A 25,338-nucleotide genomic window follows, 5' to 3' on the forward strand; every position below is an offset into this window, starting at 1 on the left:
GTGATGGATTGTCAATTCTCTTTTAGAACAGTTACTTACAGCTTCATTGGATTAAATATTTTAGTTTTTATTAGGAACAAAGTTACAAAATTTGCTCTTGATATTCAATAGCGAGTTTTACCTTTTCGGCTTCTACGATACTCTGCCAAACTAAGCCACCAAAAGCCATCCGCCCCCCTTTTGTATAAGTGCTTTTAAATAACCTCTAAATTTCCTGCATCACTAAAAATTTTTGTTATGCAAGGAGAAGACGATTTGAGAGGATTAGCCAAAATCATGGCTTTTATGCGTGCCGTAAGTATTCTGTTGGTACTGATGCACTTTTATTGGTTCTGTTACGGGTTCTTTGCCGAACGGGGATGGACACTGGAAATTATCGGTAAGATATTGACCAATTTCAACCGTACTGCAGGGTTTTTTGAACACACGCTTTACACCAAGATTTTTGCACTGGTATTATTGGCGTTAAGCTGTCTCGGTACTAAGGGCGTAAAGAATGAAAAGATAACATGGGGCAAGATTTACACCGCCTTAGCCATTGGCTTTGTCCTGTTCTTTCTGAACACGCCATTGTTAAAGCTTTCGGCAGGGATTGCCACAACGCTTTATATCCTTACAACGGGCTTGGGATATATAGCCCTACTCATGGCAGGGGTATGGATGAGCCGACTACTCCGCAACAATCTGATGGACGATGTTTTCAATAATGAAAACGAGAGTTTTGGGCAGGAAACCCGTCTGATGGAAAATGAATACTCCGTCAATCTTCCTACGAAGTTCTATTATAAAGGCAAATGGAATGACGGTTGGATTAATGTCGTCAACCCATTTCGAGCCTCGATTGTACTTGGTACTCCCGGCTCTGGAAAATCCTACGCCATCGTAAACAACTACATCAAGCAACACATCGAAAAGGGGTTTGCGATGTACATCTACGATTTCAAGTTTGACGACCTCTCCACCATTGCCTACAATCATTTGCTGAAACACTCCGATAAGTATAAGGTAAAGCCCAAGTTTTATGTTATCAATTTCGATGACCCACGCCGAAGCCACCGATGCAATCCGCTTAACCCTGTCTTTATGACGGATATATCCGATGCCTACGAAGCGGCATACACTATCATGCTTAACCTCAATCGTAGCTGGATAACCAAGCAAGGGGATTTTTTCGTGGAAAGCCCAATTATATTGCTTGCTTCCATCATTTGGTTTCTGAAAATCTATGAAGACGGAAAGTATTGTACGTTTCCCCATGCTATTGAATTGCTGAATAAAAAATATGCAGATGTTTTTACGATACTTACCTCATATCCCGAACTTGAAAACTATCTTTCGGCTTTCATGGATGCGTGGCAGGGCGGAGCGCAAGACCAGTTGCAGGGGCAGATAGCATCGGCAAAAATTCCATTGTCACGGATGATTTCGCCACAGCTTTATTGGGTGATGACGGGTGATGATTTTTCACTGGACATCAACAACCCCCAAGAACCGAAAATCTTGTGCGTGGGTAATAATCCCGACCGCCAAAACATTTATTCCTCCGCTTTGGGATTGTACAATTCAAGGATTGTAAAACTCATCAATAAGAAAGGACAACTTCAAAGTTCCATTATCATAGATGAGTTGCCCACAATTTATTTTAGAGGTTTGGATTTTATCAGTACGGCACGTTCAAATCGGATTTCGTCACTTTTTGGCATCCAAGATTATTCGCAGTTAACGAGGGATTACGGCGATAAAGAAAGTAAAGTTATACAAAACTTGGTCGGTAATATCTTTAGCGGACAGGTCGTTGGAGAGACAGCAAAAACACTTTCTGAACGCTTTGGTAAGGTCTTGCAGAAACGTCAGAGCATCACCATTAACCGCAATGATAAATCCACATCCATATCCACCCAATTGGACACCCTTATACCTGCATCCAAAATATCTACCTTGACACAGGGAATGTTCGTGGGGTCTGTTTCAGATAATTTTGATGAGCGTATCGAGCAGAAAATATTTCATGCTGAAATTGTCGTGGATAATGAAAAAGTTTCTGCCGAAACCAAAGCCTATAAGAAGATACCGCAGATATTGTCCTTTACCGATGAAAACGGCAACGATAATATGAAGCAGGTCATTGAAGCCAATTATAGGCAGGTCAAAGCGGACGTTGTGCAGATTGTGGAAAGCGAAATGCAGCGCATCAAGAATGACCCCGATTTACAGCATTTGATACAGCAAGATTGAAAGGGTTGAAATTTATATCATAAACGGCAAAAACATGAGCGGTATTTGCCAAATAAAATTTGTTTCGTACATTTGCATAACTGGTTATGTAATTATTTATGTGTTTATGGACTTTTTTAACAAAACGGGAAAAATGGCGTTGGGTAGCAGAATGAGGCTACTAACTGCTAAAATTACAGATGATGCAACGAAAATCTATGAGTTATATGATGTTGAGTTTTCACCAAAGTGGTTTCCTGTGTTTTATACGCTTTCTTTAGACGGAGCAAAAACGATTACGGAAATAGCTAACGAAATAGGGCATTCTCAACCATCCGTTACAAAAATCATTAAAGAAATGGCGGTAGCAGGATTGGTTAAAGACAATCTTAAATCAAAAGATAAGCGTAGAAACGTTGCAGGATTGACCGAAAAAGGGATAAAGCTATCAGAAAGAATAAAGGTACAGAGTGCCGATATAGACAATGCTATTAACGGTATTATCAGCGAAGCCACACACAACCTTTGGGAAGCTCTTGCAGAATGGGAATTTTTATTGGAACAAAAATCACTGTTGAAAAGAGTACAGGAACAAAAGAAACTGCGGGAAAGCAAGGACGTACAGATTGTAGCTTACGAGCCAAAATATCAATCGGCTTTTAAATCCCTCAACGAAGAATGGATTTCGACCTATTTTGAAATAGAAGAAGCCGACCGCAAAGCCCTGGATAATCCCGAAGAATACATTTTGAGCAGGGGCGGAAAAATTTTTGTCGCTCTTTACAACGGCGAACCATTGGGCGTTTGTGCCTTAATCAAAATGGACGACCCCGACTATGATTTTGAAATGGCTAAAATGGCGGTATCCCCCAAAGCACAAGGTAAAAATATAGGTTGGTTGCTTGGGCAAGCGGTTATCAATTCAGCCAAAGAATTAGGAGCTTCAAAAATATACTTGGAAAGCAACACCATTCTAAAACCTGCAATCAATCTGTATTACAAATTGGGATTTCAAAAAATAGCAGGACACCCCACACCTTACAAGCGTTGCAATATTCAAATGGAATTAAACTTAAAAGATTAAAAAATGTACGATAAAAAAGTAGCAATAGTTATCAAAGGCGATTTATTGCCGTGGCAAAAACTAAATGTAGTTTCATTCTTGGCAAGTGGCATTGCCATTCAGTTTCCCGAAACACACGGTAAAGATTTCATTACTGCGGACAATGTAAAATTCCTGCCTTTTTTAAAGCATCCAATCCTTGTTTACAAAGCCGACACACAGGAAAAAATACAACGTGCGTTCCAGCGTTCCAAAGACCGAGAGCTTGCAATCGGCATCTACACAAAACCACTCTTTGATACACGTTCGGGCGAAGAAAACATTTTGGAAATCGCAAAACACACAACAGACGATTTGGACTTGGTGGGTATTATCGTTTATGGCGAAAATAAGAAAGTGGATAAGGCACTGGACGGATTAAGGTTTCACGAATAAACATTTAGAATGAAAAACATCGTAAAAAAAGAAAACGCAGTATCAAGACAGTTCTTAGGTGTTGATTTCGTAGTGCTTTCCATTGGAAAAGATACAATGGTTACAAAAATGTTGTATAAAACAACCGATAATGTTCCCTTTCATAATCACCCAAATGAACAAAGCGGATATATTATTTCCGGTCAATACAGGTTAAAGTTTGGAGGAAGTGAATACTTATTATCAGAGGGCGACACCTATTCCATTCCTGCCGATGTATCGCATTCCATAGAAATCATTGAAGCAGGTGAAGTGGTTGATGTATTCAGCCCCATACGACAGGATTATTTGTAGTCCGATAAGTGAGCTTTTATAATCTTAAAACAAAGTATATTATAATGATAACAAATTCAAATCTACATTATTCCATCATTCGTGGAATAATTGATAACGGGTTCGCACCGAGCGTAGACGACTTGGCTGAAACCTTAAAAGCGGACAAAGAAGAAATAATTAAAGGATTGTACGACTTACAAGAATATCACGGTGTCGTACTGCATCCAAACGAGCCAAAAGTTTGGGTAATCCATCCTTTTTCATTAGCACCAACCAATTTTTATGTAAAATCAAGTAAAGGCGAATGGTGGGGTAATTGTGCTTGGTGTTCGTTAGGAGTAGTAGCCTTACTAAAAGATGATGTAAAAATAACTACAACGGTCGGAGCGGAAACCAAGCAAATCGAAATCAATATTATCAACGGAGAAATTCAAGAGAAAAACTATTATATACATTTCCCCATACCAATGAAAAACGCATGGGATAATGTGATTTACACTTGTAGCAATATGCTGATTTTTGAAAATGAGCAACAAGTTGATGAATGGACTAAAAAACATAATATTCCCAAAGGGGATATTCAACCCATCGAAAAGATTTGGAATTTTTCAAAAAAATGGTACGGCAATCATTTAAACCCAGAGTGGACAAAATGGACGATTGAAGAAGCCAAACAGATATTTAGAGAGTTTGAATTGGAAAATAAAATTTGGGATTTGGGCAGTTCAAACGAAAGATTTTAATAGCGGATTATGTACGATAGAATAAAACAGAGTTTTGAAAAACAGGGGATAATGAAAACCCTCAATGCACAATTAGCAGAGGTTGAAAAAGGACAAGTGAAAATCACTTGCGAATTTTCTGAAGCATTAACACAGCATAACGGCTTTTTCCACGCAGGGGTAATTACAACTATTGTTGATAGTGCTTGCGGTTATTCCGCCTTAACGACAATGCCCGAAAATGCGAACGTGTTAACCGTAGAGTTTAAAGTTAATTTTATGAAACCTGCAAATACAGACAAACTAATTGCCATTGGTAAAGTATTGCAGGCAGGCAGAACATTAACCATTTGCGAGGGCTATGTCTACGACAGCAACGAAGAAAAGTTAATAGCGAAAATGACAGCTACAATGATAGCCGTCCAACAATAACAAAACCTTATTATGGTACAGGTCATTGGTTATACAGCCCTATCACTCAATCTTATTTCCATGTCAATGAAAAATATACTCTATTTAAGAGTATTGGGATTAGTGGCAAATGCTGTTTATGTTGTGTATGGTGCAATGCTTGATGCACCACCTGTTTTCATCGGTTGTGCTATTGGTGTGCTACTGCATTCGTACAGGATATACAAAGCAGTGAATGAGAAAAAAAAAGCAAATGAATTGAAGTATTAAAAATGAGTAATGCCTAAGCACCAAGATTTAGACATTTTTTCAAAAACCAGCGTATCAAGATTTCAAGGTAATAAAAATGGATAAATTTTATAATGAAACTCTGCACAAACTGGAAATTGCAATCAAAGATTACGAAATTGAAACCGATTGCTCCATACAACGGATGGAGGCTGTAATACACCTAATTGTAGAATGCCTTTCCGATGTAAAAGGATATGTCTTAAAAAAAGGGTTTAAAAATGTGAATGAAGAAATCCGTTTTTTCAAATATCAGAAACCTGCCATTGTTGCGAAACTCATTTACTACAATGCCATTTATAAAATCGAGACAAAGAAACCTTATGGTGCAAAGCCCATAAGGAAATACCTTAACAAAGAACTGAAAAAGCTAAAAAGGTTCTTTGACAACAACCTCGATTTTTACAAGTATTACCGTAGCAATAACTCGTTCCTTGACGAGAAAATGTTTTTAAGGGGCAACCACGATATAAAGCTATGGTTGGACACTTATTATTTTCAGTCTGACCAGTCCTTTTCCACCTCACATGATTACAAGGTCGCCAAGATAATAGCAAACGATTTGATACAGGTTTACATCGAAGACCTGTTATATAACAAATTCCAAAAAGACAAATCGAAAGCCCAAAAGAAGCTGAAATGGACAGATAGCAAAGTAGCCTTGATAGAACTGATTTATGCCCTGCACTATCAAAATGTATTTGACAACGGGAACAACGACATAAGGGAAGTCGCCCAATATTTTGAAAGTGCCTTTGGTATTGACTTGGGCAATTTCTATCAGACCTATTTGGAGTTGAGAAACCGGAAGATGAACCGTACTAAATTCCTTGATGCGCTTCGGGAGGAACTTATACGGAGAATGGACGAGCAGGACGAAAAGTAGGGTTTGGGCGTGCCACCGTCTGCATTTTAACCCCCATGCCCAGGCTAACGAAAAAATGCAGACGGGTCGGGCTATCCGCTATATCTTTTGCGGATCTGCGAGGACCGCAAAAGGATGTCGCTTCTATCCCTCACGCTGTATGCCGTCCAAAAAACAAAACATTTATTTCCTTTTTGGTTTCCTGTTTTCAAACTCAAAGGAGGTTTCGGCTTTATCATTCATGACGATATAGGCATTGAATTTATTGCCCGAATTGCTTTTCATGCCTTTGATAAGGTTGGTCTTTCCTTTGGTCACAAGGCTCTCTATATCGGCAACGCTCAACGGCACTCCGCACACGATACGGAATTGAAGCCAACCACAAGCCTCATCGGGGCATTTTACAACCTTGTTCCAAATCAATAGCTGACGGCTCTTACATTTGGGGCAGGTCAGTTCCAGTTGTTTTTCATTGGCAATGCCCGTGTCCAAAAGTTCCCGTGTAATGGAAGTGGCATAGGCTTCCATTTCACGGTGAAAAGTACCTGCATCCGCCTCGTTGCTTTCGATTTTCTGCAATGCCATTTCCCATTCGGCGGTCATGGCTACATCGGCAATCTTTTTGCCTTTTACTGCCCCGTAAACCTGCAATCCCTTATCGGTAGGGATAAGGGATTTCTTTTCACGCCTAATGTAATCCCTCTTAAAAAGCGTTTCTATAATGGATGCTCTTGTAGCAGGTGTACCGATACCGATGTCTTTTAGGGCTTTCCGTTCGTCCTCGTTATCAATTTCCTTTCCGGCATTTTCCATTGCGGACAACAGACCTGCCTCGGTGTAAAGCACAGGCGGTTTGGTCTTCTTTTCCAGTACGGATGCCTCTTTGATTTTCAGCTCATCGCCGACCTTTAATTCCGGCAGTTCCTGCACAGGTTCGCTGTCCTCATCAGTAAATTTTTCTTTGATGCCACGCCAGCCGGCTTCGAGGATTTTACAGCCTTTCAATGTAAAATCATAGTGAAAAGCCTGCAATCCGATGTCCGTTATTTCTTTGGTACAGGCAAGTGAAAGGGCTTCCAACAGGCGGTACGCAATCATATCATAGATAACGTTTTCGTGTGCCGTTAATTCGGACGGGATTTTTTCGGTAATCAGCAGACCGTGGTGGTCTGTGACCTTTACATCATTCACGATGCGTTTGTTGAAACGCCCCCATTTCACTTTTCCGACCGCTTTTTTGCAGGAAGCCCGTGCTTCCAAATTCCTTACCAGTGCAGGGATTTCCGACCACATATCTTCGGGGATGTACTTGCTCCCTGTACGGGGGTAGGTGATAAATTTCTTTTCATATAGGCTTTGGGCAATGTTCAATGTTTCCTCGGCAGTATAGGATGCTCTTTTATTGGCTTCTTTCTGTAATTCCGTAAGGTCGAACAGCAAAGGCGGTTGCTCCGTAGCTGTTTTGGTTTCCACTGCCGTAACGGTTGCTGTTCCGTTACGCTGAATAGATTTCAGCGTATCGTCAGCGAGTTTCCTGTCATCCCATTTGGTCTTTGAAAGGCTCTTAAAGTCTGTAAATTCCTTGCGGTGTTCCAACTGGATTTGAAAGTATTTCTTGACGGCAAAGTCTTTGTTTTCCAAATACCGCTTGCAGATGAGGGCAAGCGTTGGCGTTTGTACTCTACCAAGCGAGTAAACGCCACGCCCTGCCGAAATACTCAATGCCTGCGAGGCATTGATGCCCACAAGCCAGTCGGCTTTGCTCCGCCCTTGTCCGGCACGGTATAGCCCGTCAAATTCGCTTCCGGCTTTTAAGTTGTCAAAGCCCTGTTTAATCGCCTTTTCCGTGAGTGAGCTTATCCATAGACGTTCAAAGGGCTTACGGCATTTTAGATATTCATAGATGTACCTAAAGATGATTTCGCCCTCACGTCCGGCATCGGTGGCCACGATGATACTATCGCATCTACCGATGACCTGTTCGATAATCTTTAACTGTTTTAATGCCCCGTTATCGGGAACATAACTTTTGTCCTTTTTTATCTTCCGTACCGTAAGTATAAAAGGGTCGGGCAATATGGGCAGGGCTTCCCTTTGGAAGCCCGATACCCCGTAATCTTCGGGCATCGCCAGTCCGACCAAATGCCCCAATGCCCACGTAACTTCATAGCCGTTCCCTGTTAGGTAGCCATCCCGTTTTTCCGTTGCTCCCAACAGGGTAGCTATTTCCCTCGCCACACTTGGCTTTTCTGCAATGATTGCTTTCATGATACTATTTCTTTTAATGGATTATGTGGTGAACATTTCTCTTTGAGAAACCCCTTCGTATTCTGTGAAAGGGGATTTCCAAAGAAAAATGTTTTTTGATGGTGTTATCTTCTTACCCCTCTGGATTTTGCCGGAGCGATGGGAGCGTTCTGTCGTTGCTGTTGCCTTGTATTTTTCGGCGTTTGTTGCTCCGGTTTTAGAGGCTCGTTGATATGCTTGGTTGCCTCGTTGGTTTTCCCGTTGGAGTTTACGGCAACCTGTGTTTTGTGCGCTTCGGCAGGCTGTACCTTATTTTTCAGCGCATTGGGTTTTTTAAAACTGAAATCATAACCCCCTGTTTCCTTGTTCAGCGTAACGTAGCCTTTGTAGGCATTTCCCTGTCCGTCTTTGAAATCCGAAATATAAAGGGTCTTGCCCTCGGTGAGTTGCTTGTACTGTTCATCGGAGAACACCTTATTTCGGAACATTTTCGGGTCGTTTTCCTGTGCCTGTTTGGGGGCTTTATCGCCAAAAAGAAACTCCGTATATTTTTTGTCGGCGTTGAACTGCACATGGGCATTTTTGTTCGTACTGTTCTTAAAATCCAACCCCTCTAAATAAATGGCTTTCCCATCTTTTAAATCCCGTTTTTGGTCTTCGGTCAACTTTACGCCCTTAATCTCATCGGGTACTTTTATCCTGTCCTGCCGGAATGCAATAACCTCATTCGTTAGGTGGTCAATACTGATAATGGACGGTATCTTTTCGCCTGTCTTGCGGTTGGTCAATTCCACCACACGCCCCATGTTTCCGGTTTTGAGCAGGTTTTCCCTGTCCTCTTTGGTAAACTCGTGACCAAAGAAAGGGGCTTTAAGGTTGGGTTCATGGCGTACACCATACATCATAAGTACAGGTTTTCCGTCTTCACCGTCTTGGAAACCGAGCCTTGCATCCGAGCGCATGATAACCGCACCGAAATTGACACTTGTGGGATATACTTTATTGGTCTTATAGCCCTTTAACAGCAAATCCAATTGCCCGTCTTTTTCAAGCCTCTCTTTGTTTATCCCAAATTGCGCTAAATAATTCCAGTCCACATCTTCCGCCTTATAGCGGTATTCGCTTTTTTCCGGTGCTTGCTGTGTTTCCGGTGTCGCCTGTGGTGTTTCCACATCCTTTTTGGTTTCCTGTTGTTGCTCCTTTGGCTCTTTGACCTCATGCTTTGCCATGACAGCCTCGCCCTCTTTGGTGGGGGCATTGACCTGTTTCTGCATTTCTTTGGCGGTTTCGACCGCTTCCTTTGCAGGTACTTTGAAAAATGAGAAATGGGTTGGGTCTTTAAGCTGTCGCCAAAAGTTGGAGAAGAAATTTGTAAACAAATCTCCGGCTCTGTCAACCCGCATAAATTGGCTTTGGTTTTTCTTGGTGGCATCAACGGTTTTCAGATTACCGTTTTCGTCAACGCCCGTAACGGCTTGGATTTTCTTTTTTTCCTTGTCCATCACCAACAGCACATCCGAAAGCTGTTCGGGATATTGCTGTGGATTTTCATTTGTCTGTTCGCTCATGATATTGATTTTTTAAAGTTTACATTGTCCGAAAGTAGGCGAAGCAGGTACGGCATAGCCGTACCCGTCTTTTCGTGGTAGGGTTTGTCATCGGTTTTCTTTTGTACGCCGTAAGGGGGCTTTAAAACTTTCCCTAATGAACTGGTGTACATCCGATAGTTTGTAGTACAGCTTTCCGCTAATGGTGTAATATGGTAGCTTGCCCGTGGAGCGGTATCGTTGCAGAGAACGGTGGCTGATTTTCAGCATGAGAAGCAGGTCTTGGTTGTCCAGTAATTCCTCGCCGTCTATGCTGTGCCGTTCTTTCTTGATGTTTAGGACGTACTCTTTCAAAATATCGAAACGCTCCATTATACGTTCCATCCATGCGATAAATTCCATTCTGTCGATGTTCATAGCAATACTTTTTAATGATTTCTAACACCACAAAATTGGAGCGATTGGCGCAGGCTGTCTTCCGATACGTGTCTATCAAAAAGGCACTTTTTTCATTTTTTTACAATTCGTGTAAAGTGCTGTTTTTGGAGGCTTTTCGCACTTTTGGTCAATCGGTCGGCATCCAAATCAATTGATTTGCCGATAGACACATATAGGCAAACGGGCAAAAAAAAGACAGCACCGATTGATGCTGTCCTTTTTGATGGAAAGAGAAGACAAAAATTATAGGTTGTCTTCCCTGTCCATATATTCCTCTAAACTGTATTTGAGTTGGTCTAAAAACAATGTGCGTGAGCCTGCACGGGTCTTCATCCGGTGGAAGCTGTTATGTATGTCGTTCAGTGATACACGGAACAGGATTTGGAAAACCATGCTGATTTTGCGGATGCCTATTTTCCCATGTGAAATGGCATCGCAGGCGTAAAGAGCATAAATCAATTCGATAAGGGCATTTTTTGTCTGTGTCCAAAAGAAGTCTTTTGTTTCCTCGTGTTGTAGCAGTACATCGGGATTTTGTTCGGGGCTTAGCTTTGTCGTCAGATAGTTATAGATTAATTCGTTGGCTATGATTTTCGCCACTTTGTAATCAAAGTAGGTCGAAAATTTGGGGTCGATTTCAAATACAAAGCTGTTCAGCCCGTCATAGCAGTTGATTTTGCCAAGAGTAAAGTATTGTTCATCTCGGTCGGTTCTGCCCGAACGGTAATAGCGGTAAAAATCGGAATTGCAGACATGCTCGGTATATTCCAGTTTCAATTCACGCAGGTGCATGGCAAAATAGCTCTCATACATATTTCCATTGCTTGCTGGGCAGGCAGTTTCAATTCTAAACACTTTGTTATAATAGATGAGCTTACCAAGAACGGAGGGTTTTATCTGCTTAAAGAAAAGGATTTCGTCTTCTAATGTTGTGAAGCCCTCGTTTATAATATCTTCTTTGATGTCTGCGAGAACCTCTTTCAGATAGACCGTCATCCTGTATGCCTCGTCCATAAAACTCGAAGCCTCCGCCGACAATTTACGTTCCTGTTTCTGTATGTCGGAGACGATTTTGTGTAATAAGTGTCTCATAATACTAAAGGTTTAAAATGAAGCCAATATGCCTCTCCAAATTTTACGATTAGTACCGAGCTTTTTTCATGAGACAGGACGAAGTAGGGGAAGATAATTAAAGATTAAATGAGCATCTTATTCCTTGTTTACGCTTTGACAACATCATTTTTATGATATTTTTATCTATATTGTCAATATTTTTTGTTTCAGCCGTCTTTACTGATTTCTTTTAATCTGTAAAAACGTTATCAAACCGTATGTAACTTTTAAAACCAACAAATTAAATATGGGAGAATGGTCGAAATCCATTGGAGAAAAGGGCGAATATATAGTCAAATTTATTTTTGAAAATATCTTGAACTTCAACTCTTTAATAGAAAACCCTTCAATCGACTGTATTAAGGGCTTTAAACATAAAGACAAATATGCAGAATCAAACAAATCGTCTCACGGAATAGACGGGCTGATTAGCTATAAAAGTCCATTAGAAGACTATAGTCTTGACATCGGCATTATTTCATCTAAGTATGTAGGAGGTGAATACCCCAAATATCCGTCAACCCTATTCAAATCCCACATAAAAGATTTAGCTCAGACTTTAGAGTGTTTTTACAACTCTAAATTAAAAAACAATATAAATCAGAATTTTACAGGTGTTAACAAAACAGAAATTTTCGGCATTTTAGTTTGGTTGTCAAATACAAGTGATTTGAATTTTGATTTAGTCTCAAAGGTTGATAACATTCAAATTGATACGGACTTAGTTTTTGATAAAATAATACTATTGGACAATAGCAAAGTCAATTTCTTATATGAGAGTATCTTTAGAACAAAAGAAATATTTGGGAACGATAATGTTGATTTTGTCTACCACAATAGTGGTCTAAACTTCACTTCCATTCAAGAAAACTCTTATGGAAAAATCTTTCCTTTAAACTATTTATACTCCGACATAATTGCACTAAGGACAGCAAAGAACAACAGAATTACATTAAGTATATTCATAAATGATGACTTCGAAGAAGAACAATTTGTACAACTTTTAAATTTTGCAAAATCATTTGACCATTTAAATGCAGTTGATAAAATAATCTTGAGCTATAAGACGTATGATTATTTGACAAATGAAAATATTGTGAAAGAAAAGCTTGTAAAATTTCCGATGTATAAGCTCGGTGAAAATTTAGAAATAAAGAAGTTCCCGTCTGATTTTAGAAATTAATGATATGAATAAAGATATTTTACCTCAAGGAGATTATATAAGACAGCTACTTGTTAAATCTAATGTCACAAACGCAAACATAAACTTTCTTATGAGAGAAAAAGGAGTGTTTCTTGGTCATAACGAGAAGAATAACTCTGTTCCATTGTTAATGAAAAGTGTTATAAGTCCGAGGGATTATTCTGTTTTATACGACACGCAAAAAACGAAAGAAGAAAGTATAAAATATAGGACTTCTTCAATCAAATGCAATTCAGACTTTGATTTTACAGATATTTTTGATACTGCAATTGACTTGCATACTCTAATTGTTGACAAACATACATACAAACCAAATTATAAAATCATTGGTAATCCAACTTTCTATTTCGAAGACGAAAACACTGCAATATTTGAATATCAGATAGAACGAGAGAACCTACTTAGTGATTGGACAAATAATAAAACCTATCACAACGGAGCGATAACACTGAAGAAAGTTTCTGAACAGGACATTCAGATTTCAGTGCAACAAAACTCAACATCAAAAGAGACTTTTGAAGTCAATAATTTGATTATGAATGTGGTGAAAGAAAAGCTCTTTCAAAAATCAATAGTCAGTTCAAATGATGATATTATTACCGTTAAATTTAATCATTTTGATAATTCTTCAAGAATTAAATTTTTCTATTCCTTTGCAAGTGACTTCAATATTTATCTCGAATTCAAATCTATAACTGACATTGATGTTTATTTAGATGAGAATGTTGAAAGCCATAACGATGTAAAGATATTTTTAGATGAAATAGACAATTTAAAACTGAATGGAAAAGGGCTACAGAACCACATATTACTTAATAAGGTCGAATACTTTCCCAAATTAATATTTGGCGCAGTAAAATTTAGATATAAACTGAATTATAGTGGTATTGAAGGCTTTGCAATAATTAATCTTGGCTTTCCTGATTATGTGAAATCTAAAGACGAAAATTCAGATTTTCAAATTTCAATCGACTTAGTTCTAAGTAAACAGGACAAAAATCAAAAAACTGACAATGCTATAAGAAAAAAACTACTGGAATTATTTGAAATTAAAAAAGTTGAAAGCTATGAAAAATTCAAAATAATATAGCTGAGGATATTACCTTTTAAATTTTCTCCCTTTAATGGTAGATATGGATTCTTTAGTTTTATTAATCTTTTCCACGAATATATCAGATTGGTACGGACTGTCTTTAAGTTGGTTTAATCGTCTTAAATCTTCCAGAAAGGAGTTCGAGTTCTGTACCAACGGGTTCACCTCCAGGGACAAATCTGAAAACAACAGGTTTGTCCCTTTTTTTTTCTTGTAACTTACTGTTATTCTGACAGATATACGTTGACTCTGAAATTATTTTCGGGGTTCGATGTTGTGTCTCGTAAAATGATCGAAATTTAGGGAACATCGAACCCAATTTTGCCCATATTCTTGAGATATAATTGATTTTCAATTTATTACACCATTTTATTAAAAAGTAGGCATGCTATTCGTTTCATTTTCACGGGCAAAGGTAAATCAGTGTTTTTACGCTTTACAAGGTCAAGCCTTCGGTTTGCTAAAAAAATTCCATCCGCTTTTGGCGGATCGTATTTTTCAGTCAAAACCTTGCTTCAGCGAAACACTGACCTTTTTGACCCATGAAACGAAACATAGCATACTCCGACCTTTGAACGAATAAATGGTAGTGATAGAGAAACAAAACAGCACCTCCTCTCATTACCGAATAAATAAAAAGAAGTTGTCAGACTGATATATAGAAAGCCGTCATGCCTTCCTGCAATCTTGCCCTCTGTCTATCAAGGCAGACGTATGGCTTGAACGCAAGCAAGCTCGGCTGATGGCCATCCTAAAAACTTAGAAACTTGCTATAAAGCTGGTAGAGAAAGTCCGCTCGGACAACCCTATGATGCTCCTACAGTACGGAATGACACCAAGATCAACATTCCTAGTCATCGTAGCAGCAATCGCAGCATTGAGTATTCTTGTGGTATTGCATTTTGGTATTGCATTTTGGTATTGGCGATAGCCAGGCTACGTCATTTTTCAGCCTTATTATCGTTCCGCTTGTCGGTATTATGGTTTGGTTTACGTTCAAAGACCGACTACATACCGTTGCCCGTGGGGAAACCGTTCCGCAAAAAGTTTTCCCGGGTGATATTGATAGATTGAAAAAATGAAAAAAGACGATAAAAACCATCGGATATACGAGAGCAAACGACAGCCGACCCTTTATTTCATCAGCATTATCACGGTGGCATTGTCCATCTTTGTGTTTTATATGATATTCTCGGATTGGGAAGAATTTGCTTTGGAATACAGTTCCGAATTTTCGGCAGTGGCTTGGACAGTATATATGCTCGTTGCAGGAAATGCAATGTTAGTCTGTATGCTTTGGATGAACGGTAGATATATTTTACAGATAAAAAAAGCTGACGAAAATTATATTTTTATAAAAACATGGTCAATTCTTGGATTTCATAAAACACGTAAATACCCTGCCGATATACTCAAAACGACAGTTTTTCATAAAGGTATTTCCAAATATCCGAATACACCTGTTGTGGTTGCACCTTACTCGGTGATAAAGACTCCCAAAGGCAAAAAGTTGATTTTGGATGAAGCAAGATAATTTATATCTGTAATATGGTTTATGACTTTTAGATTATATGCATTCTACTAATTTTGAAACTGTTTTTATGATGAAAAAATTTTTAATTAGAAGTATGCAGATTTTACTTATCCTCGTGGTACTTATAGTCGTTGGAGGATTTTTATATATGTTTCATCCACGCTTTGGTACAAATGCATCAGGGGAGCGTCTTACGCTTATGGAGGGGAAACCTAATTTCAAGAATGGATCTTTTGATAACCTGGAACCTACACCTGCATTGGCCGAGGGAACGACATATAGTGATATTATGTTGAGCTTCTTCAAAAAAAGAGAACGTAATGTCCCTAAAGATCTTATTCCTGTAGTGAAGAGCAATCTACACGCTCTTCCATTGGACAGTAATGTATATGTGTGGTTCGGGCACTCATCTTATTTCATGCAGTTGGATGGAAAACGAATTCTGGTTGATCCTGTTTTTAGTAAGTATGCTACCCCAGTACGCATTAGTGTACGGGCATTCAATAGCACGTATGATTATACCGCTGCAGACATACCTGAGGTAGATATACTTTTCATTTCGCACGATCATTGGGATCACTTGGATTACAACACCTTTATGCAGCTGAAAGGTAAAATCAAACATATTGTTACTGGGATAGGAGTAGGGGCTCATTTGGAAAAATGGGGATATCCTGCCAATCAGATTACGGAGTTATATTGGGGAGAAACAGCTGAAGTAGCCGGTTTTTCAATAACTTCAACGACAGCAAGACATTTTTCCGGCCGTGCATTCAAAAGGAACACGAGCCTTTGGTCTTCGTTTGTATTGAATGGAAGCAAAAAAATCTTTGTAGGTGGGGATAGTGGTTACGGCAAACATTTCAAGGAAATTGGAACGCAATATGGTCCATTTGATTTTGTAATTTTAGAAAATGGGCAGTACGACAAAATGTGGCATTATATCCACATGATGCCGGAAGAGGTTGTCCAGGTCGCACAAGAGTTACAAGCTGCGTATCTTATTCCTGTCCACTCATCCAAATTTCCATTGGCGAACCATTCCTGGGACGATCCGCTTATTCGTGTTACCACAGCGGCACATGCAAAGCACGTGGATATAATCACTCCACAGATAGGGCAAGTCGTCTCTCTGGATAGTGTTCCTGAAACCAGTGCCTGGTGGGAAGGTCTTGATTAAATTTGATGGAATTCCACAATAAGCTGTATTAATAGACTATATTTCCTTCGTGTATAAGTGATTTCACTTCGGAAATTCGAGATACTGCTTCAGCTGAGCAACTTGCATCAACTAACACAATATTGGCTGCATCACCGGATTTAGGCCATTGCTGTTCACCCATATTGTCCAATGGAAGTATATCGCCTGTAGCTAATTTTAAGCATCTGGAGAGTGAAAATTCAGTCGTATAACCATAAAGCTGTGCCATGAGATTAGCTTTTTGGAGAACGCTTCCGCTTCCAAAGGTATTCCAATGATCGATTATACTGTCATTACCGGTCAATACTTCAACGTTATGCTTATATATCATAGGTATTGGCATAATCAAATTTCCAAATGGTATAGTAGAAACAATCCCTATTTCAGCAGCCCCCAACTGTTCGATAGTATCTTCTTGTACGTTTTTATCTAATTTTCCCAGAACAAAAGCATGACTTATATAAGTTTTACCCTTGAGAAAAGGGTTTTCGTTGACCTTTTGTATAAGATATTGCACAGTCTTTAGCCCTGATTCGCCGGTTTCATGTAGATGTAAGTCTATTCCTTTTTGGTTATCCAGTGCTAATTGAACCGTAAAATCTATGGTTTTCTCAATGGCACCATCGATCGTGTAAGGGTCGACCCCACCAATAAAGTCGATATCCATTTGCGCAGCTTCCTTTAAATAGGGAGCTGAATCTGTGTAAAATACACCATGCTGCGGGAAGGCTACAATCTCAGCACCGAAGCTGTCTTTTCTATTTTCAAGCGCCTTCTGTAGATTTTTGAGTGACTGTAACTTTGACGTAGGTTCGATATTTACATGACTTCTGGCAAACGAAGTTCCTTTTGATTGAAGTAGCACAATAAGTTTTTCAGCACGTTCAGTCGATGTCTTTAACATTCTAGGAAGTATTTCCTTTTCCAATGCAATCATCCCTTTGACACCTCCTGTTCTCCTTTGGGTAGCTTGCCAAGCGCCACCATAAAAGGTCTTGTCCAAATGGATATGCATATCTTTAAATGCCGGTAGCATTAAATATCCTTTTGCATCAATGGCTTCAGAATCATCTGGTCTATTGGTTGATATTTTTTTTATCTTTCCCTCGGCAATAGTAATACAGTATAACTCCGTTTTCGTGCGGGTAACCTCGTCATCCATGTACTCAAAACCAGTCTCTAAACGGACATTCTTCAACGTATAATTTTTTGAGGGATATTCCGCCATGCCATCTTTTGTTTCATCGGTAGTTTGTGCATTCACTGTCTTTGGTACGAAGGCTAATCCCATAAGTCCTAATCCCGATTGTCTTATAAAATTCTTACGGGATAATACTTGTTTGCTCATAAATATAAAAAAGTGTCTTTCAAAGTAAAGTTACCTAATTATCTATATATAAAGTAATGTCGGGCTATGTTATTCAGGGCAAACGCATCTTGTTTTTATGTTTATAAATATACATCCCCGCACTTCTGTGATATGGCGAATAGTCTGATGCGACATTTTTTTGATTGAATCCGTAAAAAGTATCCATTTTCCAATGAAAAAGTATCCGAATACACTTTCTTAAATACGCAATTTTGTATATTACTTTTAAGAGAAACGGTTAAGAAAATATTTAACATACAAGAATTTGTGAATTATGCACAATTTTCAACTTTGAAAAATGATAATTTGCATATAGTCAATTTCGCAAACGAAAAGGATTTTCTGCGTAAATCCCAAAAAATCAATATTGATTTATATATGATGGCTATAAAGCCTCCTTTGGAAAAGGATCAGATTATCGATCAAAAATTTGAGGATCAGGCCAATTCTTTTTTATATGTCGACTGTCCACAGAACACGATGGCTTGGGATGTGAACGAACCAGATTCAGGATATGTTATTATGGTCGATGCAAAACTGATACATCGGGTTGCGAAGGAATATAACTTTGTGCATTACAACAACCACGAAGCATTGTATTTGACTAAAGATGACGAGGTTTTATTATGGGATTTATTCAAGAAGGCGTATGACGAGTTTCAAAAACCACAGTATTCCCAAGATGTCATCGTATCTTACATCACGCTGATATTATCTTATACCCAGATTTACTACTCTACCTATAAACAAGAAATTATAAGACATACTGTTTTGGCTGGTATTTAAGAGTTCTATACGGTTTTTGCTACAAGAATAGCATCCACAGCAAGTATAAGTAAGAACGCTGAATTTCAAGCTGCATTCTTTGACTTGGTCTATACACACTACAGAAAAGAACATCAATTAGCCTATTATGCTGATCTATTATGTTTGACCCCGAAATACTTAGCGACAAAAATCAAACATTTGACTAGCAAATCAGCCAATGATTGGATTAATGAATTCTTGATCTTAGAAGCCAAGAGTTTACTCCAATCAACCAACAAAACTATTAAAGATATTGCCTACCATCTTGGCTTTCCAGATGCCACCTCTTTCGGGAAGTTTTTCAAAAACCATGTTGCCATGTCACCTAAACGATACCGTGAAATCAAAATTTAAAGACAGATTCTTATTTTGACTTTTTGATTACTATGTTCAATTAATAATGGTTTAATTTTGTAGAAATTTTGAATTTGTTTAAAAATTGCGACTGTGTATTATAGAATATACGTACTATTACTTTTCTTCACTGCTTTTTTCTTTTCAGCTTGTAAACGAAATTTTCAGTATTCAGTACTTGAAGTAAGACCTTTGGATCGGGAAATCAATCAGAAATCCATAGCGGAGATCAATCAATTATCCCCGAAAGATACCTTTAGTTTTCTGATTATGTCGGATTCACAAGTGGCCTATAAACCCCTTGAGTCTTTTGTAAGACATGTCAACAAGACTTATGCAAAGGATAGCGTTGCGTTTATCCTACATGCGGGAGACTTTACGGATTATGGAGCAAACTTTGAATACAATCTTTACCACGAGTTGACAGAGAAACTTAACTTCCCAGTCGTTGGCTGCATAGGCAACCATGATATGCTTGGGAACGGACAAGAAATCTATAGAAAATTCTTTGGTCCGGAGAATTTTACATTTACCTATGGAGCCAACAGATTCATTCTCTTTAACAACAATGGGAGAGAAGTTGGTTTTAATGGAACATTGCCTGATTTAAGTTGGCTCAACACTGAAATCCTTAATGCTAGAGAAGACAATCTATTCTTTATTTCCCACGTACCGCCGATGTCGGATGACTTTGATCCGGCATTAAGGGATGACTTTGTAGACCTTTTGGCAGTAAATAAAAGCACACGCTTATCAATACATGGACATACACATTCTTTTGAATATGGTGAGTTTTTTAACGATGGTGTGCCTTACCTCGTCGTTCCTACATTGCTAAAAAAAGAATATGTTAAGGTCACCGTCTTTGGTAACGAGATACTTGTACAACAAAAATACTTCTAATGCGCTGCTTCGCTATTCTTATTTTGATAAGCCTACATCTCAATGTCTTGGCTAATGAACCGGACTCTACACAAAGAATAATCGATAGGTTACTTCCTAATAACGTTGTCCTCCAGTTTGCGGGAAATATTGGCATGTTCTCGACAGGCGTGCGATATGTTACCCCAAATAAACATTGGAAAGGTGGGATTATGTACGGGTTTGTGCCTGCTCGTTATGCGGACGATCCAATACATTCCTTGACTTTAAAAGGGCAATACAGTGGTTTTCATAGAGAATACGGTGCTGACACCAAAGTAGAGTGGTTAAATGTCGGGATTTGGTACAATTCATCTTTCGGCAGCAAATATTTCAAGAAGTTACCCGGTTATTATGATAGTGGGTATTACTATTTTACGACCGCTCTTAATGTGGGCCTAACCTTAGGAAGTGAATTGAAGTATAAAAAGTGGGGTATTTATTACGAGCTAGGAACTACAGACAAGCGCACAATAAACTATATTAAAAGTGCTAAAGCAATCACATGGCACGAAATGTGGAATATAGGATTGGGAGTAGTCTACCACCTAAAATAGTTGCTAAAGACCTTAATTGTTGGCGTATTGTCTTGCTGTCTCTAATCTGCGTAAAAGAGCCGCCTTCACCTGTGTATGCGTATGGTCTTTTGCTTCAGCAAAGGAAATATTATATACCCTTGTCACTTCTCGGAGCTCTTCGGGAAAACGTGTTAACAATGTATCGTAATAACTGTCCAAAAGTTCTTTAGAAGGCATTGCAAAGCGTATGCGTAGCTGAAAGCGTCTTAACAATGCTGTATCGATAATCTCAGGATGATTGGTTGCACAGATGAGCAATGCATCATTAGGGAAATAATCTATTAACTGGATAAGCGTATTCACCAAACGGCGCATCTCCCCAACATCTTTGTCATCATTACCTCGAGCCTTGCCAATCTGATCAAATTCATCCAAGAATAGAACAGCTTTTTCCCGTGCAGCTTTATCAAACACTTGTTTGATATTTTGTGAAGTTTCACCGATACGGGCAGACACAATATTGCTTAGGTTAAGGATGAGAATATTCTTTCCCAAGGCCTGCGCAATTGCTTTAGCTGTCATCGTCTTGCCACAGCCCGAACTACCGTGAAGGAGCACTTTGTGATTCACAGGTAGACCGTATTGTAGCAACTCACCAACATAGGTATGCTCCTTAATTAATTGCTGTACCTGTTGTCGATTATCTTCGTCCAACAAAATATCATCCAATTCGACCTTCTCCCTGTCGTGTATAATGAAATCAAATATATTCATAAATGTCCCTTGTAAACAAAAGTCCCAGCTTTCTATGGGGAATGGCGGTAAGGTAATAAGTATTTTCCAAAAGCCAAAATTTTGTAACGGTGTGCCGATTGTACCTAAAATCTCTCTACAAAAAACGACAAAGTATGCGCAAGGAACACCAGCTTTCCTATTAAAGACACCACCCTGTATAACTCAATCGGTAGCGTTCAAGAAATATACGCTACCGTTTAGGATGGAAACGTCAGCGTGTAAATCATAAACGGTAGTGTCTGAGAAATAAACGCTACCTTTTTTTATGGGAAAGCTAGCGTATAGACCTTAAACGGCAGTGCCCTAGAAAGAAACTCTACCTTTTTTTGTGAGAAAGGTAGCGTATAGACTCTAAACGGTAGTGTTTAAGAAATAAACGCTACCGTTTTTAATAGGAAAGGTAGCGTGTACGTCGTAAACGGTAGCTTTTCTATCAGAAACTCTAGAGTTCACTTTTTCGTTTTTGGCGTGTTGTTCAAGAACAAAAACTATGTTAATGATAGTTTAAACCCTGTTTTTGCTTCTAAAATTACGAAATATATGACTTTTGAAATTGTAAAATCGTGCCAACTACTGTTTACATAATCGTGGAAATATGGCACATATTTACAATTTTTGCCTATTGTCATTACAGAACGATTGTCAAGCCAAACGCACAATTGAGAAAACATTTTTAACAACAAAAAAGGCTTTTTCCCATAAGGAGAAGGTAGGGTCTTCCCCTATTTTTTTAATACTTCAATGAAGTAAATGTAATCAATACATAAAGCCGAATAGCCATAAAGGAATTTTGGTACCAAACCCTAGTTCAATATCATCAGCTGCTATAAGATAAGAGACTTCGTCTCGAACCTGTTTTGTCGATTTGGTTTTTCCTCCTACTTCAATTGTGATGCCGTCGATTAAAAAACCTCCACTATGTGGTTCAAACACGTCAAAACCTGCATTTAGTAATTGACCTAAAAGGAACGTTTCCCTTAGGTTACCTTTATCGGGTATTGGATGGATTGCATAAGAAAGGTTGGTGTTTTCTAAGAAAATTTTATCAGGCTTTTGGAGTCTTGAAACGCCTTTTCCGACAACAGACAATACATTCAATAATCTAGCATCTCGTAGCTGATAGATATACTCTAGTACACGATCACGAGGTATATCTAACTTATTCGACAGTGCAGAAATATTCGGTTTAAAAGGAGCAGACTCTGCAACAACCCCCAGTAATTTCTTTACCTTAACAGCCGTACCTGCATTATATGAAGCAATATAGGCAAGATCCGTATCTACCACCGCATTGATAATCTGTTCTAATTTAGGTAGATATTCATTTTCGCCCTCTGTAAAAATAGGCAAATAACAACTTTTCAAATATTTAGTAAAAAAAGGTAACGGTCGAATAACAGAGACTATCTCTTGACTGATTTCACGATGACGATCACGGATTTCCATCAGCGAAATAGGAGGGAAAGTAGCGACTCCTGTAAAAGCCAAATATTCCCGCAGGGATAGGCCGGGCAGTGAATAACTAATCACCCGTCTGCTGAGGTCTGCCTGACCACGATAGATATCTAGTGCGGATGACGCAGAAAAAATTACCTTCATCTGTGGTAACCCGTCATAAATATTCTTGAGTTCCCTCGACCAATTTGGATATTTATGCACCTCATCAATCAAAAATACTTCCCCTCCTTGTTGATGCCATTCCATTGCGGTATCTAATAAACTTTTATTATAAAACCAAGTATGATCTGCTGTAACATATAACCCTTTACCAGAATGGGGGCCTAAGTCATATTTCAAATGCTGTAACAATAGAGTCGTTTTTCCGGCTCCTCGCGGACCTTTTATACCTATCATCCGTTGATCCCAATTAATTTCATCATGCAGATATCTCCGGAAATCGTTATTGATACTTTGTAATAATGTATCTTGAAAGTTTAATATAGCCTGCATTTTGTTGTTTGTATTCTACAAATATAACTCTATTTTGCGGTTTTAAAACAACAAAATAGCTTTATAAAAATAGTATTTCAACAAACTCAAAATGAGTACAGAAATGAGCACAAAGCTCCCTAAATAGACCAAAAATCAATCAAATTTTTATAAACCTAAAAGGATAAAAAAATCCCTTAACCTATTTAAGATTAAGGGATTTTACCTGTGCGCCCACCTGGGCTCGAACCAGGGACCAAAAGATTATGAGACTTTCGGCCTGTACCTTTTTACACGGTGCAAAATCATCGTTTCCGACTTGCAGAAGCAATATATGGACAATTTTTGGAACCGCGAAATTTTCTTCTGTTACGTATTTGTTACTGTTTATTAATAAAAAATAACGACAAAAAGCAAAAATAAGCAAAACGGTGAAGTCCGCTAAAACACAGTAGTTTATAACACGTGGGTCTAAAATTGGAAGTCTCTGTACTTTGGTTTTTGGGCTTGAAAAGACAGGGTTAGGTTACTAAATCGTTACTGGTTACAGCCTAACCACCCATAATATAACTGATTATATTTCAGTATTTTGCACTCCTTTTCATCTTTCCTTGTAACTCATTGAAATTTAATTTTAAACATTAAACAATTGAGTTATGGAACAAGCGAAAAGGTCAACGTTTAAGCTGCTTTTCTATCTAAAGAAAAACGAACCGAAAAAGAACGGCGCAGTCGCAATTATGGGGCGCATCACCATTGATGGACCCCCCGCATCATTCAGCACCAAGCTGGAAATACACCCTGACAATTGGGATTTGAAGTATGGACGTGCGTTAGGCAGGAGCAATCAGGCTGTAACCCTGAATGGCAAGCTGGATAAAATACGGACACGTATTGATAAGATTTATGAGGACATGATGAAAGATGAGGGCTTTGCCACCGCCGATAAAGTGAAGCTGACGTTTCTCGGTGTCGGGGTCATGGATGATGCTATCCTAAAGGTCTTCAAGCAAGAGAACAAGGATTTTGAAAAAATGGTAGCGAAAGGCGAAAGGTCAGCAAGCACCTACGCCAAGTATAAGAAAGTTTACGAACACCTTGCAGAGTTCATCAAACTACGCTACCATCGGGAGGATATGGCTTTCAGGGAATTGAAGTCTGACTTTATCCGTGAGTTTGACTTCTTTTTGAGGATTGACAAGGAATGCACCCATAATACGGTTTGGGTTTATACGATGCCCGTTATCGCACTGGCTAAATTGGCGGTCAAATGCAAGTTGATACGGGATAATCCTTTTGAGGATTACGAAATCAGCATGGAGGAAACCGACCGTAGTTATCTCTTAAAAAAGGATGTAGAAACGCTCATGCTTTTAAAGCCGTCCAAAAGCAGGTATGAACTTGTTAAAGACCTCTTTATTTTCAGTTGCTTTACAGGGCTTTCCTACATTGATATTAAAAAGCTGAAATGGAGCAACATTCAGTCCTTTTTTGACGGGCATCAATGGATTATTAGCCGGAGGAAAAAATCAGACGTTGCTTCCAACGTCCGGCTTATGGAAATCCCTAAACGTATCATCGAAAAGTACAGGGGTGTTACCCGTAATGATTTGATATTTCCCGTTCCATCCAATTCAACCTGTAATGTCCACGTAAGAAAACTCACGAAGGAAGCAGGTATTGTTACCGAACAAAAAATATCGTTCCACACAGCCCGTCATACTTTCGCTACGATGTTCTTAACCGAGGGTGTGCCTCTTGAAAGCCTTAGCAAAATGATGGGACACAAGCATATTACCACCACACAGATTTACGCTAAAATCACCAGCCAAAAAATCAGCAAGGATATGGATTTGGTTTCTCCAAAATTTGCAGCTATGGAAAACGCATTTGTTGCCATGCAAGCGGAGGCTGCTACGCAGGAAGAAACAGTTACTAACATCAAAGTTATTGTT

General features: G+C 38.9%; 24 protein-coding genes and 1 pseudogene. 18 read left to right on the forward strand and 7 right to left on the reverse strand.

All coding sequences use genetic code 11. From position 1 onward, the window contains the following. Positions 1 to 237 precede the first annotated feature (237 nt). The 8 genes from mobC to BM375_RS04155 all read left to right on the forward strand — a co-directional run bounded on the left by mobC (position 238) and on the right by BM375_RS04155 (position 6,334). Positions 238 to 2,235 (forward strand): conjugal transfer protein MobC, encoded by a 1,998-nt coding sequence (gene mobC, locus BM375_RS04120; protein WP_093363893.1) that lies wholly within the window; start codon positions 238 to 240, stop codon positions 2,233 to 2,235. Positions 2,236 to 2,386: 151 nt separating this feature from the next. Next, complete coding sequence (locus tag BM375_RS04125; RefSeq protein WP_244525808.1) at positions 2,387 to 3,298, forward strand: bifunctional helix-turn-helix transcriptional regulator/GNAT family N-acetyltransferase; 912 nt, start codon at positions 2,387 to 2,389, stop codon at positions 3,296 to 3,298. Between the two features lie 3 nt (positions 3,299 to 3,301). Next, a complete protein-coding gene (locus tag BM375_RS04130; protein ID WP_093363895.1) occupies positions 3,302 to 3,712 on the forward strand; it encodes a DUF2000 domain-containing protein in 411 nt (136 codons plus the stop codon). A gap of 9 nt (positions 3,713 to 3,721) precedes the next feature. Continuing rightward, positions 3,722 to 4,045 carry a cupin domain-containing protein gene (locus tag BM375_RS04135; protein ID WP_093363896.1) on the forward strand — a complete coding sequence of 108 codons (324 nt, stop codon included), beginning with the start codon at positions 3,722 to 3,724 and terminating at the stop codon, positions 4,043 to 4,045. 44 nt (positions 4,046 to 4,089) lie between these two features. Continuing rightward, on the forward strand, positions 4,090 to 4,770 hold the full coding sequence (locus BM375_RS04140) for an alkylmercury lyase family protein (protein ID WP_093363897.1): 681 nt from the start codon (positions 4,090 to 4,092) through the stop codon (positions 4,768 to 4,770). Positions 4,771 to 4,779: 9 nt separating this feature from the next. Then, the gene (locus BM375_RS04145) at positions 4,780 to 5,181 is read left to right on the forward strand and encodes a PaaI family thioesterase (protein WP_093363898.1); all 402 of its coding nucleotides are present in this window, start codon (positions 4,780 to 4,782) and stop codon (positions 5,179 to 5,181) included. 12 nt (positions 5,182 to 5,193) lie between these two features. Then, positions 5,194 to 5,430: a hypothetical protein gene (locus BM375_RS04150; RefSeq protein ID WP_139227490.1), complete on the forward strand. Its 237-nt coding sequence runs from the start codon at positions 5,194 to 5,196 to the stop codon at positions 5,428 to 5,430. 76 nt (positions 5,431 to 5,506) lie between these two features. Continuing rightward, on the forward strand, positions 5,507 to 6,334 hold the full coding sequence (locus BM375_RS04155; RefSeq protein WP_093363900.1) for an RteC domain-containing protein: 828 nt from the start codon (positions 5,507 to 5,509) through the stop codon (positions 6,332 to 6,334). 162 nt (positions 6,335 to 6,496) lie between these two features. On the opposite strand, the gene BM375_RS04160 is transcribed toward BM375_RS04155, so the two are convergent. The 4 genes from BM375_RS04160 to BM375_RS04175 all read right to left on the reverse strand — a co-directional run bounded on the left by BM375_RS04160 (position 6,497) and on the right by BM375_RS04175 (position 11,637). Further along, complete coding sequence (locus BM375_RS04160) at positions 6,497 to 8,581, reverse strand: type IA DNA topoisomerase (RefSeq protein ID WP_093363901.1); 2,085 nt, start codon at positions 8,579 to 8,581, stop codon at positions 6,497 to 6,499. 104 nt (positions 8,582 to 8,685) lie between these two features. After that, entirely contained in the window at positions 8,686 to 10,128 is a 1,443-nt protein-coding gene (locus tag BM375_RS04165) for a DUF3945 domain-containing protein (protein ID WP_093363902.1), read from the reverse strand. 87 nt (positions 10,129 to 10,215) lie between these two features. Beyond that, positions 10,216 to 10,524 carry a helix-turn-helix domain-containing protein gene (locus tag BM375_RS04170; protein ID WP_090603262.1) on the reverse strand — a complete coding sequence of 103 codons (309 nt, stop codon included), beginning with the start codon at positions 10,522 to 10,524 and terminating at the stop codon, positions 10,216 to 10,218. Between the two features lie 264 nt (positions 10,525 to 10,788). After that, entirely contained in the window at positions 10,789 to 11,637 is an 849-nt protein-coding gene (locus BM375_RS04175; RefSeq protein WP_093363903.1) for an RteC domain-containing protein, read from the reverse strand. 268 nt (positions 11,638 to 11,905) lie between these two features. On the opposite strand from BM375_RS04175, the gene gapS4a reads away from it, so the two are divergent. The 5 genes from gapS4a to BM375_RS04200 all read left to right on the forward strand — a co-directional run bounded on the left by gapS4a (position 11,906) and on the right by BM375_RS04200 (position 16,669). After that, positions 11,906 to 12,841, forward strand: coding sequence for a GapS4a family protein (gene gapS4a / locus BM375_RS04180; RefSeq protein WP_028069427.1), 936 nt, complete (start codon positions 11,906 to 11,908; stop codon positions 12,839 to 12,841). Between the two features lie 4 nt (positions 12,842 to 12,845). After that, entirely contained in the window at positions 12,846 to 13,952 is a 1,107-nt protein-coding gene (gene gapS4b / locus BM375_RS04185; protein WP_037532904.1) for a GapS4b family protein, read from the forward strand. A 905-nt stretch (positions 13,953 to 14,857) separates the two neighbouring features. After that, positions 14,858 to 15,037: a hypothetical protein gene (locus BM375_RS04190; RefSeq protein ID WP_093363904.1), complete on the forward strand. Its 180-nt coding sequence runs from the start codon at positions 14,858 to 14,860 to the stop codon at positions 15,035 to 15,037. After that, a complete protein-coding gene (locus BM375_RS04195; RefSeq protein WP_093363905.1) occupies positions 15,034 to 15,489 on the forward strand; it encodes a hypothetical protein in 456 nt (151 codons plus the stop codon). Before BM375_RS04190 ends, BM375_RS04195 begins: the two co-directional genes overlap by 4 nt. A 67-nt stretch (positions 15,490 to 15,556) precedes the next feature. Then, positions 15,557 to 16,669 carry an MBL fold metallo-hydrolase gene (locus BM375_RS04200; protein WP_244525809.1) on the forward strand — a complete coding sequence of 371 codons (1,113 nt, stop codon included), beginning with the start codon at positions 15,557 to 15,559 and terminating at the stop codon, positions 16,667 to 16,669. A gap of 28 nt (positions 16,670 to 16,697) precedes the next feature. On the opposite strand, the gene BM375_RS04205 is transcribed toward BM375_RS04200, so the two are convergent. Further along, positions 16,698 to 18,038: an amidohydrolase gene (locus BM375_RS04205; RefSeq protein WP_093363906.1), complete on the reverse strand. Its 1,341-nt coding sequence runs from the start codon at positions 18,036 to 18,038 to the stop codon at positions 16,698 to 16,700. 312 nt (positions 18,039 to 18,350) lie between these two features. On the opposite strand from BM375_RS04205, the gene BM375_RS04210 reads away from it, so the two are divergent. The 4 genes from BM375_RS04210 to BM375_RS04225 all read left to right on the forward strand — a co-directional run bounded on the left by BM375_RS04210 (position 18,351) and on the right by BM375_RS04225 (position 20,698). After that, entirely contained in the window at positions 18,351 to 18,845 is a 495-nt protein-coding gene (locus tag BM375_RS04210; protein WP_139227491.1) for a hypothetical protein, read from the forward strand. An 84-nt stretch (positions 18,846 to 18,929) separates the two neighbouring features. Next, a complete protein-coding gene (locus BM375_RS04215; RefSeq protein ID WP_262987253.1) occupies positions 18,930 to 19,220 on the forward strand; it encodes a helix-turn-helix domain-containing protein in 291 nt (96 codons plus the stop codon). 93 nt (positions 19,221 to 19,313) lie between these two features. Continuing rightward, positions 19,314 to 20,123: a metallophosphoesterase family protein gene (locus BM375_RS04220; protein WP_139227492.1), complete on the forward strand. Its 810-nt coding sequence runs from the start codon at positions 19,314 to 19,316 to the stop codon at positions 20,121 to 20,123. Continuing rightward, complete coding sequence (locus BM375_RS04225) at positions 20,123 to 20,698, forward strand: hypothetical protein (RefSeq protein ID WP_093363910.1); 576 nt, start codon at positions 20,123 to 20,125, stop codon at positions 20,696 to 20,698. Before BM375_RS04220 ends, BM375_RS04225 begins: the two co-directional genes overlap by 1 nt. Before the next feature lie 12 nt (positions 20,699 to 20,710). Here BM375_RS04225 and BM375_RS04230 read toward each other — a convergent pair whose 3' ends face one another. Both BM375_RS04230 and BM375_RS04240 read right to left on the reverse strand, forming a co-directional pair. After that, positions 20,711 to 21,433: an AAA family ATPase gene (locus BM375_RS04230; protein ID WP_093363911.1), complete on the reverse strand. Its 723-nt coding sequence runs from the start codon at positions 21,431 to 21,433 to the stop codon at positions 20,711 to 20,713. 777 nt (positions 21,434 to 22,210) lie between these two features. Beyond that, complete coding sequence (locus BM375_RS04240) at positions 22,211 to 23,404, reverse strand: ATP-binding protein (protein ID WP_093363913.1); 1,194 nt, start codon at positions 23,402 to 23,404, stop codon at positions 22,211 to 22,213. A 635-nt stretch (positions 23,405 to 24,039) separates the two neighbouring features. On the opposite strand from BM375_RS04240, the pseudogene BM375_RS04250 reads away from it, so the two are divergent. Then, a pseudogene (locus tag BM375_RS04250) lies at positions 24,040 to 25,200 on the forward strand (site-specific integrase); the annotation flags it as partial. Positions 25,201 to 25,338 lie beyond the last annotated feature (138 nt).

It is taken from the genome of Sphingobacterium wenxiniae (genome assembly GCF_900116225.1).
GTDB lineage: Bacteria > Bacteroidota > Bacteroidia > Sphingobacteriales > Sphingobacteriaceae > Sphingobacterium > Sphingobacterium wenxiniae.

Bases quoted from the DNA above. Each gene is read 5' to 3' on its own strand.
- mobC (WP_093363893.1), top strand. From the start codon at position 238: ATGCAAGGAGAAGACGATTTGAGAGGATTAGCCAAAATCATGGCTTTT.
- BM375_RS04125 (WP_244525808.1), top strand. From the start codon at position 2,387: ATGAGGCTACTAACTGCTAAAATTACAGATGATGCAACGAAAATCTAT.
- BM375_RS04130 (WP_093363895.1), top strand. From the start codon at position 3,302: ATGTACGATAAAAAAGTAGCAATAGTTATCAAAGGCGATTTATTGCCG.
- BM375_RS04135 (WP_093363896.1), top strand. From the start codon at position 3,722: ATGAAAAACATCGTAAAAAAAGAAAACGCAGTATCAAGACAGTTCTTA.
- BM375_RS04140 (WP_093363897.1), top strand. From the start codon at position 4,090: ATGATAACAAATTCAAATCTACATTATTCCATCATTCGTGGAATAATT.
- BM375_RS04145 (WP_093363898.1), top strand. From the start codon at position 4,780: ATGTACGATAGAATAAAACAGAGTTTTGAAAAACAGGGGATAATGAAA.
- BM375_RS04150 (WP_139227490.1), top strand. From the start codon at position 5,194: ATGGTACAGGTCATTGGTTATACAGCCCTATCACTCAATCTTATTTCC.
- BM375_RS04155 (WP_093363900.1), top strand. From the start codon at position 5,507: ATGGATAAATTTTATAATGAAACTCTGCACAAACTGGAAATTGCAATC.
- BM375_RS04160 (WP_093363901.1), bottom strand. From the start codon at position 8,581: ATGAAAGCAATCATTGCAGAAAAGCCAAGTGTGGCGAGGGAAATAGCT.
- BM375_RS04165 (WP_093363902.1), bottom strand. From the start codon at position 10,128: ATGAGCGAACAGACAAATGAAAATCCACAGCAATATCCCGAACAGCTT.
- BM375_RS04170 (WP_090603262.1), bottom strand. From the start codon at position 10,524: ATGAACATCGACAGAATGGAATTTATCGCATGGATGGAACGTATAATG.
- BM375_RS04175 (WP_093363903.1), bottom strand. From the start codon at position 11,637: ATGAGACACTTATTACACAAAATCGTCTCCGACATACAGAAACAGGAA.
- gapS4a (WP_028069427.1), top strand. From the start codon at position 11,906: ATGGGAGAATGGTCGAAATCCATTGGAGAAAAGGGCGAATATATAGTC.
- gapS4b (WP_037532904.1), top strand. From the start codon at position 12,846: ATGAATAAAGATATTTTACCTCAAGGAGATTATATAAGACAGCTACTT.
- BM375_RS04195 (WP_093363905.1), top strand. From the start codon at position 15,034: ATGAAAAAAGACGATAAAAACCATCGGATATACGAGAGCAAACGACAG.
- BM375_RS04200 (WP_244525809.1), top strand. From the start codon at position 15,557: ATGATGAAAAAATTTTTAATTAGAAGTATGCAGATTTTACTTATCCTC.
- BM375_RS04205 (WP_093363906.1), bottom strand. From the start codon at position 18,038: ATGAGCAAACAAGTATTATCCCGTAAGAATTTTATAAGACAATCGGGA.
- BM375_RS04225 (WP_093363910.1), top strand. From the start codon at position 20,123: ATGCGCTGCTTCGCTATTCTTATTTTGATAAGCCTACATCTCAATGTC.
- BM375_RS04230 (WP_093363911.1), bottom strand. From the start codon at position 21,433: ATGAATATATTTGATTTCATTATACACGACAGGGAGAAGGTCGAATTG.
- BM375_RS04240 (WP_093363913.1), bottom strand. From the start codon at position 23,404: ATGCAGGCTATATTAAACTTTCAAGATACATTATTACAAAGTATCAAT.